Raw genomic sequence first — 16,136 nt, forward strand, 5'->3', positions numbered from 1 at the left:
GGCAAACCCTTGCGGAATAAGATCAGGCGAACCTGTACTTGGTGAAGCTGTACATAGTGATCGGCGCGCCGTCCGGCACGCCTTCGCTGTCCGCCCCGATCAGGACGAAGCCGTCGGCCCGCGCCGCCGCCGCCAGCCCCGGCCAGCCGGGCGAGGCCACCGGCTCCAGCCGGCCTTCCTCATCCATCCGGACCCGGTGCAGGTCTAGGCAACCGATTTCCGACACCAGCTTGCGCGCCGTCACCGCCTGGACCGTCGCATGGGGCAGATCGGCCGGCAAGCCGGCAGCACGCCGCACCGCACGGCCGGCCAGCAGCTCGTAAGCCGCCAGCGCCGCCATCGGTTCGCCCGGCAGCAGCAGGACCGGGGTGCCGCCGGCACGGCCCAGCCCGGCGCTGCCGCCCGGCCGCATGGCGATGCCGTGCAGGTCGAGGCTGCCGGCCCGCGCTAGGGCAGGCGGGGCCACATCGTCCGGTCCGGTGCCGGTGCGGCCGGCCGACAGGATCAGATCGGCGCCCGGCAGGACATAGGCTTCGGCCAAGGCGTCGAGGTTGGCCGGCAAATTCCCGACCGCTCCGACCACACCGCCGTCGCGCCCGACCAGCGCCGCCAGCATGGCACCGAGCTGTTCCGGCGCCCCGGCTTTTGCCCCCCCGGCCAGCAGGATGCGCACCCGCGGCGCCGGCAGCACAGGCACGCTGTGATGCCCGCCGCTGGCGAGCAGGCCAAGATCGGCGGGGCGCAGGCGCCGTCCGGCCGGCAGCAGCGGACTTCCGCCTGCGGCCCAGGCAGCCCGCCGCTCCACGCCGCTGCCGGGCGCCACCGCGTCGATGGCTTCGATGAAGGGGCCGACGGCCTGTGCCGCCTCATAGGGGATCACCGCGTCGCAGCCCGGCGGCAGCGCGTCACCGACGCTCACTGCCACCGCCGCAGTCAAGGGGACTGGATTGTAGGAGCCGGCGCCCAGTGTGTCGGCCGCCGCCACGGCATAGCCGTCCAGTGCTGCGCGGTCGGCTGGCGGCCAGTCACCGACTGCCGTGATCGCATCGGCCAGCCGCAGCCCGGCACAGTCAGCCAGGGGCAGGACCCTTGCAGCGGGTGCGACGACCCGGTTGTCGATCCACTCCCAGCCATCGGTCAGCGGCGACCGGCGGGAGAAGCCGCGGCCGCGGACGTCGTGGAAAGGCAAAGCGGCCTCCCGCGCGGTCACAGCGCCGGTACCGTGGCGTCCTGCACGCGGTTCCGGCCGCTGCGCTTGGCGCGGTAGAGCAGCTGGTCGGCCATCTCCGCCAACTGTTCGGGGGTGCCCTCGGGCGACGGGATCAGGGTGGCGACGCCAAGGCTGATGGTGACGTGGGGGGCGACCGGAGACTGGGCGTGCGGGATGCGGCGTCCGGCGACGGCGGTCCGGAAGCCTTCCGCGACGCGGGTGGCGCCGGGACCGTCGGTTTCCGGCAGAAGGCAGACGAACTCCTCCCCGCCATAGCGGGCGACGAGGTCGCTCGGCCGCCGCGCGTGATCCGACAACACCTCGGCCACCAGACGCAGGCATTCGTCGCCGGCCTGATGGCCGTACTGGTCGTTGTAGGCCTTGAAATGATCGACATCGAGGATGATGAGCGACAGCGGCAGGTGCGAGCGGGCGCAGCGCCGCCATTCGCGCACCATCGTCTCGTCGAAGCGGCGGCGGTTGGCGATGCCGGTCAGCCCGTCCAGGAAGGACAGGCTGCGCAGCAGATCGGTCTGCCGTTTCAGCAGCAGGTGGTTGCGCACGCGCGCCTTCACGATGGGCGGGCTGATCGGCTTGGTGATGAAGTCGATGGCACCGACCTCCAGCCCGCGGGTCTCGTCCTCCACCTCGCTCTTGGCGGAGATGAAGATGACGGGGATGTCGTGGGTGGCGGGGTCGCACTTGATGCGGCGGCACACCTCGAACCCGTCCATCCCCGGCATCATGATGTCCAGCAGGACAAGGTCGGGCATCCGCGCCTGGACCAGATCCAGCGCCTTTTCGCCGTCGGTGGCGAAATAGATGTCGTAATCGTCCTTCAGGACGCGGCTCAGTACATGGACGTTGGACGGGATATCGTCCACCACCAGGATTTTCGGGCGGAGGTCGGCCATGGGCGCGTTCAGACCGTTGGTAACGAAAGGCCGAGGTCGCGTGCGATCCGCTGCACGATCCCAAGCGCCTTGGTGAAGTCCAGACCATCGATGGCGGTGGACAGTCCCTTCATCGTGGAAGGCTCGATCCAGTCCGTCAGCAACGGCGCCAGCATAGCGAACTCTTCCGCCGCTGCGAAGTTACTCTCCTGCAACAAAGTCGCGAAATGCGGCAGGCGATCGGCCAGCACCGCCCGATTCTCCGCCGAGGGGCCGGATGCCGCAGGTTCCACCGCCTTTCCCTCCATCGTCCGGTCGGACGACATCTGGAGCATCCGGGCGCCCTCCAGCACCAGAGCCAACTCGGCGCGCAGCACCGGAACCTCGGCCGCCGCAGCCGCGATATCCTGGCGATGGGCGGCAATCTGCACCGCGTCTGCGGCGACCGACAGGCGGCGCGCCCCGACATTGCCGGCAACGCTTTTCAGCTCATGGGCGATGGACTTCGCGGTCGCCAGATCGTCGCCGTCCAACGCGGCGGCGATCCGCTCGACGATGTTGCCATAGCTTGCAGCAAACTGGCCGATGAAGCGACGGAACAGTCCGGCGTCGCCGTCCAACCGGTTGAGCGCGTCGACAAGGTCGATGCCCGGCAACCTGTCGGGCAGAAGACCGGCCGGCCGGCTCAGCGGCACCGGCGGAGCGGCGGCAGCCGTCAACATGGCTTCGCCCCGCGGCGGGATGGGGCCGGCACCGCAGGGCGCGCAGGGGCGGACCGCCACCAGCGGCGGCCCGATCCAGCGGGCCAGCGTGGCGAACAGCTGCGGCAGATCAAGCGGTTTGGGCACATGGGCGTCCATTCCATTGTCGAGGCAGCGTTGCCGATCCTCCGGCAGGGCGCTTGCAGTCATGGCGAGGATCGGCAGCTGCCGCCCGCCCGGCAACGCACGGATCGCCGCAGTCGCGGCGAAGCCGTCCATGTCCGGCATCTGCACGTCCAGCAGCACGGCGTCGAACGGCCGCTCGGCCATGCGCACGCTCTCCACCGCCTCCCGTCCCGTCGATGCCGCGGTGACCGACGCGCCGGCCCGCTCCAGGATTTCGCACGCCACCTGCCGGCTGATGGCGTTGTCGTCGGCCAGCAGCAGCCGGCGGCCATGCAGGGCCCGGCTGGCATCCCAGGCTGGCCCGCTCAGCCCGCCGCGGGATGGTGCCGGAACCGGAAACGGAAGAGGATGCACGCCGGCATCCGGACCGGATTGCCCATAGCCTGCCACGCCAAGCCCGTTCTGCACATAGGCGACGGTGACGGCGTCGAGCAGGGTGGAGGCGGTGACCGGCTTTACCAGGAAACCGGATATTCCGGCCTCCTCGAAGCGGGCGCCCATCCGCTCACGACCATAGCCGCTGATGACGATGATCATCGGGGTGCCGGCATGGACGTCTGCACGGATGCGGCGCGCCGCCTCGATGCCATCCATCCCCGGCATCTTCCAGTCCATCAGCACCACGTCGTAGCCATGGCCGCCGGCAGCGGCACGCTCCAGCTCGGCGATGGCGCTCCGGCCATCGGCGCAGGCGGTGACGGTCCAGCCGAAGGCGGTGGCGATCGCACTCAGCACCTCGCGCGCGGTGGCGTTGTCGTCGACCACCAGCACCGTCAGGTCGCGCGGAACCGGCCGCGGTTGGGAACCCGGCCCGCCGAGGGCGGCAATGCCCGTTCCCCTGCCGGTCTGCCTGCCGGTTTCGGCGGGACGGCGGCCGAACTCCGCCTGGAAGCGGAAGACGCTACCCTTGCCCGGTTCGCTCTCCACATCCATGGTGCCGTTCATCAGCCGGACGAGCCGGGCGCAGATCGCCAGTCCCAGCCCGGTGCCGCCGAACCGCCGGGTGGTGGAGCTGTCGCCCTGGCTGAAGGCCTGGAAAATCCGGTCGCGCTGTTCCGGCGCAATGCCGATGCCGGTGTCGCGCACGGCGAAGTCCAGCACGGCGTTCCCGTCGCTCAGCGACCGCACCCCGACCGACACCACCACCTCGCCGGACTCGGTGAACTTGATGGCATTGCCGGCCAGATTGATCAGGATCTGCTGCAGGCGCAGCGGATCGCCGATCAGATCCAGCGGCACGTCCGGCGCCACGGAGAACAGGACGTCGATGTCCTTCTCCTGCGCGGCCGATCCGATAATCACCGCCAGAGTCTGCAACAGATCGTCCAGCCGGAAATCGGCCCGCTCCAGCTCCAGCTTGCCGGCCTCCACCTTGGAGAAGTCGAGGATGTCGTTCAGGATGCCGAGCAGCGACTGCGCCGACACCCGCACCTTCTGCACATAATCCGCCTGACGGTCGGTCAGGTCCGTCTGCTGCAGCAGATGGATCAGCCCGAGAATCGCGTTCATCGGGGTGCGGATCTCGTGGCTCATGTTGGCCAGGAATTCGCTCTTGGCCCGGCTCGCCGCCTCCGCCGCCAGCCGGGCGCGCTGCATCGCCGCCTCCGCCCGCTTACGTTCGGCGATCTCGTGGAAGACCACCACCGCGCCTTCCACCTTGCCGTCGGCCAGCATGGGCGACGCGGTGTATTCGACCAGAAACGGCGTGCCCGCCCTGGTCCAGTAGGTGTCCTCGAGTCCGCGCCGGCTCTCTCCGCTCAGCAGCACCTCGGTCACCGGGCATTCCAGCGCCGGGAAATGGCTGCCGTCGGCCCGGCGGGAATGGATCAGCGCATGCAGGTTGCCGCCCAGCAGCTGCTCGTTGGAATAGCCGGTCAGCGCCGAGGTGGCAGGGTTGGCGAAGGTGATCAGCCCATCGCGATCGACGCCGCAGATGCTGTCGGAAGCCGAATGCAGGATCAGGTTCAGCCGGCGGTTGGCGCTGGCGAACGCCTCGTTGGCAGTTTCCAGTTCGCGCTTCTTGGTATCGAGTTCAGCGTTGGTGTCGGCCAACCGGCGGCGGCCGGCAACCTCGCGCTCCAGGCTGCGCAGCGCGGCATAGGCCAGCCCGGCGCAGGTCAGCACCGCCAGACCGACCAGGATGCTGCCGCGGATCGTGCGTTCCCGCCAGGGGGCCAGTTCCGTCCGCTCCGACAGGGCGACGAAGACGACCAGCGGCAGGGTCGGTACCCGCTGGTAGGACAGGATGCGCCTGTCGCCCGGCACAGGCCCATCTGTCTCGAAGGTCTCGGCCGCGGCCTCCGCCGCATGGCGCAGCACGACCTTCCCGTCAGGGCCATCCAGCGGCTCGCTGTCGGGAAAGCGCAACACTGGCTTGCCGTCGGTACGGTAGAGCGCGATGGCCGATCCGGGACCGAGGTCCAGGCTCTCGTAAAGCTGGCGGTAAAATTCGAAATCGACGTTGGTGTGGACGACCCCCTGGAAGCGGCCTTCCTGTGTGATCGAGCGGCTGACGGTGAAGAATTCCGTCCCCGTGACCCTGCCGGTAATGCGCTCGCCGACATGGAATTCGGTGCCGTCGAGATGCGCCTTGAAAAAGCTGCGGTCCGCGGCGGTGACCCGGGGCGTCGGAAACTGCCGGCTGGTCAGCACTGCATCGCCGGCCCGACCGTCGATCCACAGCGCCGCGATCTCCGGCAGGCCTTCCACCATGTCGCGGATGGTGATCCAGGCCTCCCGGTTGGTGTCCAGCCCGGGCAGGCCATAATGGCGGATGAGATCCTGTGTCCGGTTGATGGCGAGGTCCGCGGTCGCAACCGTTCGCCGCACATGCTCCTGCAACAGGCGGGCGGTGGACTGGGCCTGCTCCCGGCTGTGGCGCAGTGTCTCTTCCCGGTCGGCCCAGACGACATAGCCCCAGAACCCGGCGCCGAGCAGCGCGATCAACGCGAAGGCCCCGGCCAGCAACAGACGGGTGCGCACGGGCGAAAGCGTCAGGACCGCTGCATCGATCGGGTGTCTGTCCATCATTGCCGAGTTGTCGCCGCACTGCCGCCATCAACCAGCGCCGTCAACCGGCGACACCCGCCGGTCCTTCCGCCTAGATCGGTCGGAGTATGGTCTCGCGCCGGCTGCAACCGCAAGCAACTTGATGTGCGCAACGATGACGTTGGCGACACCCGGCACTTGCGGGGAACCCCTCCGGTACAGCCCCCCTTGCACCGCCTGCCTTTGTACCCCGGCTGAGGCATCGTCCCCATATTCACGTCCGATTTTTGTCATGCCCGGTCCCTACCCGCATCCCTCGCCCCCGCCCGTGAAAGCGCCCGTCCGATGGCCGACCGCCGCCCCCTCCCGCTCAAGCCTCTCCTGCTTGCCGGCCTGCTCGCTCTGGCCTCCGGCCCCGCCCTGTCTCAGTTGGCCCTGGCCCAGGCGGCGCTGACCGGGCCGGTGCGCTCCGATCCGATGCAGACGGTCGGCGCCGAGGTCCATGTCAGGATCGAGACCTTGCCGAAGCCCTACGCCACCCCCGCCGTCGCCAACGAGGCGGTGCTGGTGCCGCGCCCCGGCGACCAGCCCCTGCGCGCGCCCCGAGGTTTCACGGTGACTCTGTTCCGCGACCATGTGGAGAATGCGCGCAACCTGCTGGTCCTGCCCAACGGCGACGTGCTGGTGGCGCAGCAGCGGCCGGGCACCCTGACCCTGCTGCGCGATGCCGACGGAGATGGCCGGGCGGAGATGGCGCAGGTCTGGGCCGAGGGCTTCGACCATCCCTTCGGCCTTGCCTTCCAGGACGGGGCGGTGCTGGTCGGCGATCTGGCCGGGGTATGGCGGCTGCCCTGGACCGCCGGGACCGTCCAGGCGGGGGAGCGGCGGCGGCTGACGCCGGAGGGCGCCTTCGGCAAGCGCGGCGGCCATGCCACGCGCTCCATCGCGGTGGCGCCGGACGGCCGGCATTTCTATGTCGGCATCGGATCGGAGGGAAACATCGGGGTGGAGGCGGAACCGCGCGCCACCATCCAGGAATTCCGCATCGACGGCGGCGGCCAGCGCACCTATGCCGCGGGCCTGCGCAACGCCGTCGGCCTCGCCTTCAAGCCCGGCACCGGCGACCTCTATGCCGTGGTGAACGAGCGCGACGGGCTGGGCGACCAGCTGGTTCCCGATTTCCTGACAGCGGTGAAGCCGGGCGGCTTCTATGGCTGGCCCTACTCCTACATCGGCGACCACCCGCAGCCGGACCTTGCCGGGCGGCGGCCCGATCTGGTGAAGGCGGCGCTGGTGCCGGGGCTGCTGTTCCAGGCCCATTCGGCGCCGATCGGGCTGGTCTTCGGCGACGCCACCCATTTCCCGGAGCGCTACCGCATGGGGGCCTTCGTCTCGCTTCACGGGTCCTGGAACCGCTCGCGCCCGACCGGCTACGCCATCGCCTTCGTGCCCTTCGACACCGGCCCCTTCGACAAGAGCAAGCCGACCGGTACCTACGAGACCTTCGTCACCGGCTTCCGCGTCACCGGCCCCGCCGGGACCGCAACGGGGAGTGCGGCGGAGGGCGACGAGACCCCGAAGGTCTGGGGCCGGCCGAGCGGACTGGCGGTGACCGCCGACGGCGCCCTGCTGATCGCCGAGGACGCCTCCGGCACCGTCTGGCGCGTCGCCTACGCCGCCGCGGACAAGGAGACGGAGAAGGAGCCTGCAGCCAAGCCGTGAGGGTTCAGCAGCATTCGTCCTCCAGCTGGCGCAGCATCGCCAGCCCGTCCTCGTCGTCATGCTCCTCGAACAGGTCTGCGATGTAATAGATGTTGGCGCAGAGCAGGCACAGCCCGTCGGCCTGCCGCTTCAGCGGATCCTCGGCGACCGCCAGCTTGGCGCGGAACCGCTCCCAGAAGGCGTTGGTCTTGGCGGGATCGTCGATGTGCATGTACAGGCGCTCGATGATGCGGCGGCTGTTGCCCTCGCAGTCGATTCCCTTGAACGAGACATAGCGGTCGGGCGAGTCGATGCTGTCCACGGAGGCGGTTTCCTCTTGCCGGTTGCCAGGGGTGGCCGGGTGCCAGGGTTGGGAAAGATCGCGCCGATGCTTCCCCACCGGAACCCCTTCGATCAAGCCGCGCTGCACCAGCGGTATCCGGCCTGCGCGAATGGCGGGATCGCTGCATGAACGGAACTGTCGCCGAGACTTGACCGCTCACGGTCCGCGGACCACTCTCGCGCCACGGGTACAACCGGCGGGCGATCGGGATGGGATATGGCGGTTCATGACTTAGCGGCGGCGGCCGGTCTCTTCCGCGAGGGGCGCCGGCAGGAAGCCTTCGACGTCTGTGCCTTGATCCTTGGCGGGCGGCCGGACAATGGCGACGCCTGGCAGCTCTCCGCCATCATTCGCTTCCAGCAGGGAACAGACGGCGCGGCGGATGCGATCGCGCGCCAACGCAATGCCTGCGCCTGCGATCCCGCCCGCGCTGAATATGCCGCCAACCTCGCCGCCATGCTGAAGGCTTACGGCGATGGCGGGGCCGCTTTGGTCTGGCTGCGCCGTACCGCCCTGCTGACCCCGGCCGATCCTATGCCCTGGCGCCGTCTGGCAGCTGCCTGCCAGCAGGCCGGCGACCGGACGGGCACAGTCGATGCCTTTCGCGAAGCCGCCGCCCGGTATCCGCTGCGCTCCGACCTGCATGCCGATTTCGGTGCGCAGGCCTTGCAGCAGGAGGACGGCCCCACGGCCCTGCGGGCCTTCGGCAACGGTCTGGCACTCGCCCCTGGCAATGCCGACGCCTTGCGCAATCTCGGCGTCGCGACCCTGCGCCATGGCCCGGCAGCGGAGGCGGTGGACTGGCTGACCCGACTGCTTACGGTCGAGCCGGACCATGAGGACGGCTTCTGCGATCTGGCGCTGGCACTCCACCGCCGACAGGCCGAAAGCGGACACACGCGCTGGCGGCAGCACGACCGGCGACTCTTTCCGCCTGTCCCCGACCGGCTGCGAGTCTTCTACCGGCTGAGCGACCGCGGGAATCCCAAGGAGAAGATCGCCGGCCCCTTCGCCTGTCTCGCCAACTTCCTCGACGTCTTCCGGCCGGCCGCCGAGGAGTTGCGGCTGATCGCCGACAATTGCCGGGACGATACGGTGGAGCGGGTGGAGGCGATGCTGGCGCAGGCCGGCTGTCTCGGCACTGGCGTCATCCGGCGCACGGCCCTGGGCCATCACGGCTCCTTCCTCCATGCCAAGGCGCTGGCACTGGCCGACCCGGTGAGCCAGGATGCCATCGTCTATTTCCTGGAGGATGACTATCTGCATCTGCCCGGCGCCCGCGCCATGCTGGCGGAGGGGTTGCAGATCGCCGATTACGTGACGCTGTACGACCATGCCGACAAGTACGCCGACCCCGCCGCCACCAGCCTCCATGGGGTGATCGCGGCCGGCGGCGAGGAAACCTGCGTGCTGCGCCGCCCGCTCAGCCATTGGAAATTCACCGCCAGCACCACCATGACCTGGGCCTGCCGCCTGTCGACCCTGCGCGCGGACAGCGCCGTCTGGGACCGGTTCCGCATCGAACGGCGGTCCATCGACTATTGTCTGCACTACACGCTGGGGGCGGCAGGCCGCTTCCTGGCCTGCCCGCTGCCGGGACACGCCACCCATGGCGAAGCGAACTGGGCCTCGCCCGGTCGCGACTGGCCGGCTCTGGCGCGGCAGGCCGAGCAGCGGCTACAGCGCTAGGCGCTTCTTCAGCGCATCGGCCCGGTTGCGGCTGAGCGGCACGCGGGGAGCGCCGGGAGCGGCCATGACGAAGGCGGCGCGGCCGTCCTGCCGCTCCACCGCGCGGGCATGGCGCAGATTGACGATGTAGCCGCGGTGGGTGCGCACGAAGGACCGGGCGTCGAGCCGCGCCTCCAATTCCGACAGGGGAAGGCCGCAGAAGAAGGCGCCGTCGGCGGTGTGGACCGTGGTGTAATGACCGTCGGCCTGGAGATAGACGGCATCCGACGGGTCGAGCAGCACGATCCCCTGGCCCTTCTCCACCGGCAGCTTGACCAGCGGCTCAGGCGTCTGCGACGCCGGAACCTGTGATGGAAGGATTTGCGCGTCGGCTGCTGCCGGCCGCGCCACCTCCATCAGCATCAGGGCGGTAACCGCGCTCCCCTCCCCCGCCGCGGTTGCGGGCGCCAGCGCCGTCGCCTTCACCACCAGCACCCGGCCGGGCAACGCCACCATCATCGAACTGGCCGAGGCCGGGGCGGCGGGATCGCCGGCTGCGGCCAGCAGCAGCTCCACCTTGGCGCGGTGGGAGGGCGGATGGAGGTCGTGCAGATAGGCGCCGACCAGCCCGGCTGCGCGCTCGCCCAGCAGCCGCACCGCCGCCGGGTTCAGGGCCAGCACCCGCCGCGCGCTGTCCAGCAGCACCAGGCCGACATCCATGTTCTGCAAAGCATAGTCCATGGACGCCCACTATAACTGTGCTTGCGGTTTAACTCTCGCCTTTCCGCCGGCTGCCCTGGATCAGGGCGGCGACGACGCCGTGGAAGGTGCGGACCTCCTGCTCGGTCATCTCCATCCGCTCGAAAGCGTTGCGGAGGGTACGGACCATCGAGGGGCGCTTTTCCTCGCTGGTGAAGAAGCCGGTGCGGTCCAGCGCCGCCTCCAGCCGTTCGAAGAAGTTCACCCGCTCCGCCATCGTCGCCGGGCGGGTCTGGCCGGTGTGCAGGAAGCGGTCGGGCGTGCGGTCGCCGGCCTGGAACCACTCGTAGCCGATCAGCAGCACCGCCTGAGCCAGATTGAGTGAGGAAAAGGCCGGATTCAGCGGCACTGTCACCAGCGTCTGGGCAAGGGTCAAATCGTCGTTGAACAGCCCGGTGCGCTCCGGCCCGAACATCACGCCGACCTTCTGCCCGGCGGCATAGCGCTCCCGCATCTCGCCCGCCGCCACGCGCGGGGTGACGAAGCGCTGGATCATGTCGCGGGTGCGCACCGTCGTGGCATAGACCGCCTCGAGATCGGCGACCGCCTCGGCCGTGGTCTCGAAGATCGTCGCGTTGTCGATGACGAGGTCGGCGCCCGATGCGGCGGCATTCGCCTTCGGGTTCGGCCAGCCGTCGCGCGGCTTGACGAGACGCAGGTCGGTCAGCCCGCAATTCAGCATCGCGCGCGCGCAGGCACCGATGTTCTCGCCGAGCTGCGGTTGCACCAGGATGACGGCCGGGCCGCCAAGGATGGACTCACGGGTGGGGTTCTGGCCGGAGGTCATGGGAACGATTGTGGTTGAACGATGAAGGGCGAAGACGGCCGGATCGCCGCCTATTCCTGTTGCTCCGCCTCGACCTTCACCGGGCCGCCGTCGATGGCGGTCAGGCGCTTCTTCAGGTCGGAGACGTCGGCGTACAGGCGCTTCAGGCGGGCGAGGCCCTTGTACTGTTCGAAGGCCCGGGCGCGCGGCACGGCGGGATAGCCCATCCACACCGACTTCGGCGGAATGTCCATGCCGACGCCGGAATTGGCGGCCACCACCGCGTCGCTGCCGATCTTCACATGGTCGGCCACGCCGACCTTGCCGGCCAGAACCACGCGGTCGCCGATCACCGTACTGCCGGCAATGCCGACATGGCCGCACAGCATGCAGTTGGTGCCGACCTGGACGTTGTGGCCGATCTGGACGAGGTTGTCGATCTTGGTGCCGTTGCCGATGCGGGTGGCCGTCACCGTACCGCGGTCGATGGTGGCGCCGGCGCCGACCTCGACGTCGTCGCCCATGATCACCGTGCCGATGGAGTTCACCCGGCGGATCAGCACGTTGGTGCCGACGACGCGGCCGGTGGTCTTGGCCGATTCGACACTGCCCGGCTCCGGCGTCACGAAGCTGAAGCCGTCATTGCCGATGGCAGCGTTGGGATGGACGATGCAGCGCGCCCCCATCTCCACCCGTTCGCCGATGCGGGCACCGGGATGCAGCAGGCTGCCTTCGCCGATCACCGCGTCGGCGCCGACCGTGACATGCGGCAGGATGACCACCCCGGCACCGATGCGGGCGCGAGGGCCGACATAGGCGAAGGGGGCGATGGAGGCATCGGGCGCCACGACCGCGTCGGGCGCCACATAGGCCTGCGGCGACACCCCCGGCTCGGCATGGACCGGCTTTTCGAACAGGTCGAGCATCCCGGCCATGGCGAAGCGCGGACGCTTCACCACGACGCGGCCCTTGATGCCCTCCGGCACCTCGACCCCCTCGGCGACCACGGCGGCGACCGCCTTGCTGCCGGGCAGCAGGGCCAGCAGGTCCTTGTCCATCGCCAACGCCAGATCCTCCGGCCCTTCCGCTTCCGACGGATGGACGGCGCGGCGGATGGTGAGGGAGCCGTCGCCTTCGACCGCGGCGCCCAGCGCTTCGGCGATCTCGGTGAGGGTACGGGAGGCCTGGGTCATGGAGCGCACCAGTATCAGAGTCTTGCACAGGGGCCGTCCGGCGGGACGGCGCGGCGGACCCTAACACGGGCGTCCGGCAGATGGCGAGGTGTCAGAACGCGGTGCCGGGCTGCGCGCGGCCCGTCTGCCCGTCCGCCGTCTCCGGGCGCAGCCAGCCCTTCACCCGCGCCTTCATCCGGCGCAGCAGCGGCTGGCGCGCCTGGACCGCATAGTATTTCCGCACCGTCTCCAGGATCTCCCAGGTGCCGGTGAAGCCCATCGGCAGCACCAGCGCGTCGCCCGCCTTGTATTCCCGAGGGGACCCGCCTTCCGGCGTGATGATGACCCGGCCCGACAGCAGCACGCAGAACTCGTGGTACGGCCAGTCCTTCATCGCCACGAGGCCCGGCGTGCACTGCCACACCCCCGACCGGAAGCGGCTGTAGTCGCCTTCGAAGATGTTGCGGTGGATCTCCAGCGGCTGGCCCGACAGGATGGTGCCGAAGACCGCCGGCTTGCCGACCTCGTCGTCGGCGATGCGGTGGCTGTCGATGGGGATGGGGGTGTGGTCCGGCATCGGCTCTCCCGGTCGGAGGGTTGGAGGGCGGCGCGCGCAGGGCCGGAGGCCCGTCGGCGCCCCTGCGCAACACCTCACTCCGCCGAAGGTTCCCTGCGGATCAGAAAAATTCAGCCGCCCAGATTGACGATCTCGACCCGCCGGTTGGCCGCCGCCTTCGGCTGGTCGGGCAGCAGCAGGTCCCGCGCACCCATGCCCGACGCTTCCAACCGGTCGGCGCGGATGTGGTGGCGCGACACCAGATACTCGACCACCGCCGCCGCCCGTCGCTTGGACAAGGCGAGGTTGGCCGCATCGCCGCCGACGGCGTCGGTGTGGCCGATGATGCGGAAACGGGTGGTGCCGGCCGTACCCATCACCGCTGCCACCTTGTCCAGGATCGCCCGCGACTCCGGCCGGATGACGGCGGAGTTGAAATCGAACTCCACCCGGAAGGCGGCGCGCAGCTCCGGCGCCTGCATCGCCGTCGGTCCGGGCAGCGGCGGCACCGTCACCGGCCCCGGCCGCTCGGCCGAGGGGGCGGCCGGCGGCGGGGCGGCCGGCCGCTGCATCGCCACCGGCGGGCAGTTGGGCCCGGTGGTGCCGAGCAGCGCCGCCTGAATCTCGCATTCGCTGGGATTCGGCCCCATCGGGGTCGCCGGGCCGGGCAGCCCCTGGGCGAGGCTTCCCGCCGCCGGCAGAACCAGACAGGCGAAAACGCCAAGCATCAGGCCCTGCCGCATGGTCGCAATGCGGCTGCGCCGCATGGCGGCATTGTTCGGACCGCGGACGGTCGCTTCAAATTGCGCGTGGAACAGTCCTGCGTCCATCTGTACGATCCCGGTCCGTATCTTTCGTATAGGGCGCTTGGGAGGAAACAAGCATGAAATCGCTGAAGGCTCTGCTCGCCGGCATTGCGCTGGCCGCGCTGACGGTTCCCGCCGTGCTGGCCGGTGCTGCGAACGCTGCCGACTACAAGGCGGAGTACAAGCTTTCGACCGTTCTGGGCAAGCCCTTCCCCTGGGGCGTCGGCGGCGACCGCTGGGCCGAACTGGTCAAGGAGAAGACCGGCGGGCGCATCACCATCAAGATGTATCCCGGCACCTCGCTGGTGAACGGCGACCAGACCAAGGAATTCACCGCACTCCGCCAGGGCACCATCGACATGGCGGTCGGCTCCACCATCAACTGGTCGCCGCAGGTGAAGGAGCTGAACCTCTTCTCCCTGCCCTTCCTGATGCCCGACCACAAGGCGCTGGACGCCCTGACCCAGGGCGAGGTCGGCAAGAAGCTGTTCGACCTGCTCGCCACCAAGGACGTGGTGCCGCTGGCCTGGGGCGAGAACGGCTTCCGCGAGATCTCCAACTCCAAGCACCCGATCCGCACGCCGGCCGACCTGAAGGGTCTGAAGATCCGCGTCGTCGGCTCGCCGCTCTATCTCGACACCTTCACCGCGCTGGGCGCCAACCCGACGCAGATGAGCTGGGCCGACGCGCAGCCGGCGCTGTCCACCGGCGCCGTCGACGGGCAGGAGAACCCGCTGGCGATCTTCGTCGCCGCCAAGCTCGCCACGCTGGGCCAGAAGAACCTGACCCTGTGGGGCTATGTCGCCGACCCCTTGATCTTCGTGGTCAACAAGGAGGTTTGGGCCAGCTGGTCGAAGGAAGACCAGGAGGCGGTGCGAGCCGCCGCCATCCAGGCCGCCGCCGAAGAGGTCGCGATCTCCCGCAAGGGCATCACCGCCGAGGATGACAGCCTGCTGAAGGAAATCACCGCCCAGGGCGTCGAGGTCGTGCGGCTGACACCGGACCAGCAGAAGGCCTTCCAGACCGCCACCCAGCCGGTCTTCGACAAGTGGGCCAAGCAGATCGGCCCCGACCTGGTGAAGGCGGCTCAGACCGCCATCGCCGAGCGGAAGTGATCGTCCGTTCGCTTGACTGACGAATGACGGCGCCCTTCGGGGCGCCGTTTTTCAGGCCCGGCTTTTTTCAACCCACAGGGCACTTGCTTGTGATGCGTGCTTGCGTGGATTGCGCTACAACTCCCCCCAACTTGCCAGATGGTTTGCGGAGCGGGCGCGTATGACGTCGGAAATGCTGCTGGCGCTGTTCTGCATCGGTGCCACCCTGCTGTTCCTGGGCATCCGCCGCGGGCTGATCCTGCGGACGGAGCGGGAGATCCGCCGCTGCGGCGCAATCCTGGCCGCCGAACGCGACGCACTGGAACTTCAGGCCAACGAGCTGGAGGCCATGCAGGCCGAGATCGAGGCGATGAAGGCAAGGCTGGCGGAACTGTCGACCGACAAGCTGGCCCTCAGCCGCCGCAGCGGCAAACGCACCGCCGCCACCCGCCGCTTCATCCACGAGATCGGCCGGCCGGAACCGGGGCGCAACCATTTCGTCTTCAAGCTGGCAATGGCGCCCGGCTTCGCCGCAAAGCCCGATGCCAAGGCGGTGGTCCACCCCGCCATCTGGCGCTTCGGAAACGAGGCGCAGGTCTGGGCCTCCGACTTCGCCGCCGCCCAGATGCTGACCCGCAACATCTTTCATGACGGCGTGGGCGTCACCGTCTCCGGCGAGGATTCGGACGACAAGGCCGCTGCCCCAGCCGAGTCCGGAGCCGGCGCGCCATGAGCATCGCCTGGGTTCTGGGAGCCGTCACCAGCCTCGTGATCGGCCTGCTCGGAGAACGGATCCTCGGTATCCGCGCCCGCCGCCAGTCGGAAAAGCTGGCCGCGCTGAAGGAGCGGCTGGACGTCTACGCCAACTACGCCAAGCTCGCCTCCCTCCGCCGGGCGGAGACGGAAGAAACGCTGGCCGGCCTGCACCGCGAGGCGGCGGAGATGGAAAGCGAGATCCTGTCCCTGCAATCGGCCGTCACTGACGATGCCGCCCTGACGCCGATGGAGTTCTACTGCGTCGACCGGGTCGCCCGCTCCGGCGGCCCGCTGTGGTATGTCGCGGTGGAGGCGCTGGACGCCACCGCCCCCTGGGCCGGCATCCGCACCTACGCCGTCGCCGCGGAGAGTGCCGAGGACGCCCGCAAGCGGATCACCGAACGCCACCCCTCGCCGACCTCGTTCGCCATCTCGCCCGCCGTCCCGCTGGTGCTGCCGGAACGCTGAGTGTGATCGTGCCGTTGGATTAAGGAGCTGAGGCACCAAAGAAAAAGGGGGCGCCCCCAACCGGAGCGC

Annotated in this window: 14 protein-coding genes; 5 read left to right on the plus strand and 9 right to left on the minus strand. The window is 69.4% G+C overall.

Translation table 11 applies throughout. The features are described from left to right. Positions 1-22: 22 nt before the first annotated feature. The 3 genes from J2848_RS27615 to J2848_RS27625 are packed head-to-tail and all read right to left on the minus strand — an operon-like array spanning position 23 to position 6,020. Positions 23-1,189, minus strand: coding sequence for a molybdopterin-binding protein (locus J2848_RS27615; RefSeq protein WP_246193636.1), 1,167 nt, complete (start codon positions 1,187-1,189; stop codon positions 23-25). A gap of 17 nt (positions 1,190-1,206) precedes the next feature. Beyond that, positions 1,207-2,124 (minus strand): diguanylate cyclase domain-containing protein, encoded by a 918-nt coding sequence (locus J2848_RS27620; RefSeq protein WP_149229646.1) that lies wholly within the window; start codon positions 2,122-2,124, stop codon positions 1,207-1,209. Between the two features lie 8 nt (positions 2,125-2,132). Beyond that, entirely contained in the window at positions 2,133-6,020 is a 3,888-nt protein-coding gene (locus tag J2848_RS27625; protein ID WP_149229645.1) for a response regulator, read from the minus strand. 303 nt (positions 6,021-6,323) lie between these two features. Here J2848_RS27625 and J2848_RS27630 point away from each other — a divergent pair, with 303 nt between their 5' ends. Continuing rightward, positions 6,324-7,700, plus strand: a complete 1,377-nt coding sequence (locus J2848_RS27630; RefSeq protein ID WP_149229644.1) for a PQQ-dependent sugar dehydrogenase — start codon at positions 6,324-6,326, stop codon at positions 7,698-7,700. 4 nt (positions 7,701-7,704) lie between these two features. Here the strand turns inward: J2848_RS27630 and cowN are convergent, their stop codons facing one another. Beyond that, positions 7,705-8,001: a N(2)-fixation sustaining protein CowN gene (gene cowN / locus J2848_RS27635; protein WP_149229643.1), complete on the minus strand. Its 297-nt coding sequence runs from the start codon at positions 7,999-8,001 to the stop codon at positions 7,705-7,707. A 237-nt stretch (positions 8,002-8,238) separates the two neighbouring features. On the opposite strand from cowN, the gene J2848_RS27640 reads away from it, so the two are divergent. Then, positions 8,239-9,711 (plus strand): tetratricopeptide repeat protein, encoded by a 1,473-nt coding sequence (locus J2848_RS27640; protein WP_149229642.1) that lies wholly within the window; start codon positions 8,239-8,241, stop codon positions 9,709-9,711. Here J2848_RS27640 and J2848_RS27645 read toward each other — a convergent pair. The 5 genes from J2848_RS27645 to J2848_RS27665 all read right to left on the minus strand — a co-directional run bounded on the left by J2848_RS27645 (position 9,700) and on the right by J2848_RS27665 (position 13,773). Further along, the gene (locus J2848_RS27645; protein WP_149229641.1) at positions 9,700-10,431 is read right to left on the minus strand and encodes a LytTR family DNA-binding domain-containing protein; all 732 of its coding nucleotides are present in this window, start codon (positions 10,429-10,431) and stop codon (positions 9,700-9,702) included. The genes J2848_RS27640 and J2848_RS27645 overlap by 12 nt on opposite strands. A 28-nt stretch (positions 10,432-10,459) precedes the next feature. Continuing rightward, entirely contained in the window at positions 10,460-11,236 is a 777-nt protein-coding gene (locus J2848_RS27650) for an RNA methyltransferase (protein ID WP_149229640.1), read from the minus strand. Between the two features lie 50 nt (positions 11,237-11,286). Next, positions 11,287-12,408, minus strand: a complete 1,122-nt coding sequence (locus J2848_RS27655; protein WP_149229639.1) for a UDP-3-O-(3-hydroxymyristoyl)glucosamine N-acyltransferase — start codon at positions 12,406-12,408, stop codon at positions 11,287-11,289. Positions 12,409-12,499: 91 nt separating this feature from the next. Beyond that, positions 12,500-12,964, minus strand: a complete 465-nt coding sequence (locus J2848_RS27660) for a cupin domain-containing protein (protein ID WP_149229638.1) — start codon at positions 12,962-12,964, stop codon at positions 12,500-12,502. A gap of 110 nt (positions 12,965-13,074) precedes the next feature. Beyond that, positions 13,075-13,773, minus strand: a complete 699-nt coding sequence (locus tag J2848_RS27665) for an OmpA family protein (protein WP_149229637.1) — start codon at positions 13,771-13,773, stop codon at positions 13,075-13,077. A gap of 53 nt (positions 13,774-13,826) precedes the next feature. Here J2848_RS27665 and J2848_RS27670 point away from each other — a divergent pair, with 53 nt between their 5' ends. The 3 genes from J2848_RS27670 (at position 13,827) to J2848_RS27680 (ending at position 16,067) form a co-directional block, all read left to right on the plus strand. Further along, the gene (locus J2848_RS27670) at positions 13,827-14,864 is read left to right on the plus strand and encodes a DctP family TRAP transporter solute-binding subunit (RefSeq protein WP_149229636.1); all 1,038 of its coding nucleotides are present in this window, start codon (positions 13,827-13,829) and stop codon (positions 14,862-14,864) included. A 160-nt stretch (positions 14,865-15,024) separates the two neighbouring features. After that, on the plus strand, positions 15,025-15,576 hold the full coding sequence (locus J2848_RS27675) for a hypothetical protein (RefSeq protein WP_149229635.1): 552 nt from the start codon (positions 15,025-15,027) through the stop codon (positions 15,574-15,576). Beyond that, positions 15,573-16,067: a hypothetical protein gene (locus J2848_RS27680; RefSeq protein WP_149229634.1), complete on the plus strand. Its 495-nt coding sequence runs from the start codon at positions 15,573-15,575 to the stop codon at positions 16,065-16,067. The genes J2848_RS27675 and J2848_RS27680 overlap by 4 nt, the downstream gene beginning before the upstream one ends. Positions 16,068-16,136 lie beyond the last annotated feature (69 nt).

Origin of the sequence: Azospirillum lipoferum, from assembly GCF_024170005.1 — a bacterium.
GTDB classification, from domain to species: Bacteria; Pseudomonadota; Alphaproteobacteria; order Azospirillales; family Azospirillaceae; genus Azospirillum; species Azospirillum lipoferum.

Excerpts from the sequence above, each read along its gene's own strand:
- J2848_RS27665 (WP_149229637.1), bottom strand. The coding sequence starts at position 13,773 with ATGGACGCAGGACTGTTCCACGCGCAATTTGAAGCGACCGTCCGCGGT.
- J2848_RS27670 (WP_149229636.1), top strand. The coding sequence starts at position 13,827 with ATGAAATCGCTGAAGGCTCTGCTCGCCGGCATTGCGCTGGCCGCGCTG.
- J2848_RS27675 (WP_149229635.1), top strand. The coding sequence starts at position 15,025 with ATGACGTCGGAAATGCTGCTGGCGCTGTTCTGCATCGGTGCCACCCTG.
- J2848_RS27680 (WP_149229634.1), top strand. The coding sequence starts at position 15,573 with ATGAGCATCGCCTGGGTTCTGGGAGCCGTCACCAGCCTCGTGATCGGC.
- J2848_RS27645 (WP_149229641.1), bottom strand. The coding sequence starts at position 10,431 with ATGGACTATGCTTTGCAGAACATGGATGTCGGCCTGGTGCTGCTGGAC.
- J2848_RS27630 (WP_149229644.1), top strand. The coding sequence starts at position 6,324 with ATGGCCGACCGCCGCCCCCTCCCGCTCAAGCCTCTCCTGCTTGCCGGC.
- J2848_RS27620 (WP_149229646.1), bottom strand. The coding sequence starts at position 2,124 with ATGGCCGACCTCCGCCCGAAAATCCTGGTGGTGGACGATATCCCGTCC.
- J2848_RS27650 (WP_149229640.1), bottom strand. The coding sequence starts at position 11,236 with ATGACCTCCGGCCAGAACCCCACCCGTGAGTCCATCCTTGGCGGCCCG.
- J2848_RS27625 (WP_149229645.1), bottom strand. The coding sequence starts at position 6,020 with ATGATGGACAGACACCCGATCGATGCAGCGGTCCTGACGCTTTCGCCC.
- J2848_RS27660 (WP_149229638.1), bottom strand. The coding sequence starts at position 12,964 with ATGCCGGACCACACCCCCATCCCCATCGACAGCCACCGCATCGCCGAC.
- J2848_RS27655 (WP_149229639.1), bottom strand. The coding sequence starts at position 12,408 with ATGACCCAGGCCTCCCGTACCCTCACCGAGATCGCCGAAGCGCTGGGC.
- J2848_RS27640 (WP_149229642.1), top strand. The coding sequence starts at position 8,239 with ATGGCGGTTCATGACTTAGCGGCGGCGGCCGGTCTCTTCCGCGAGGGG.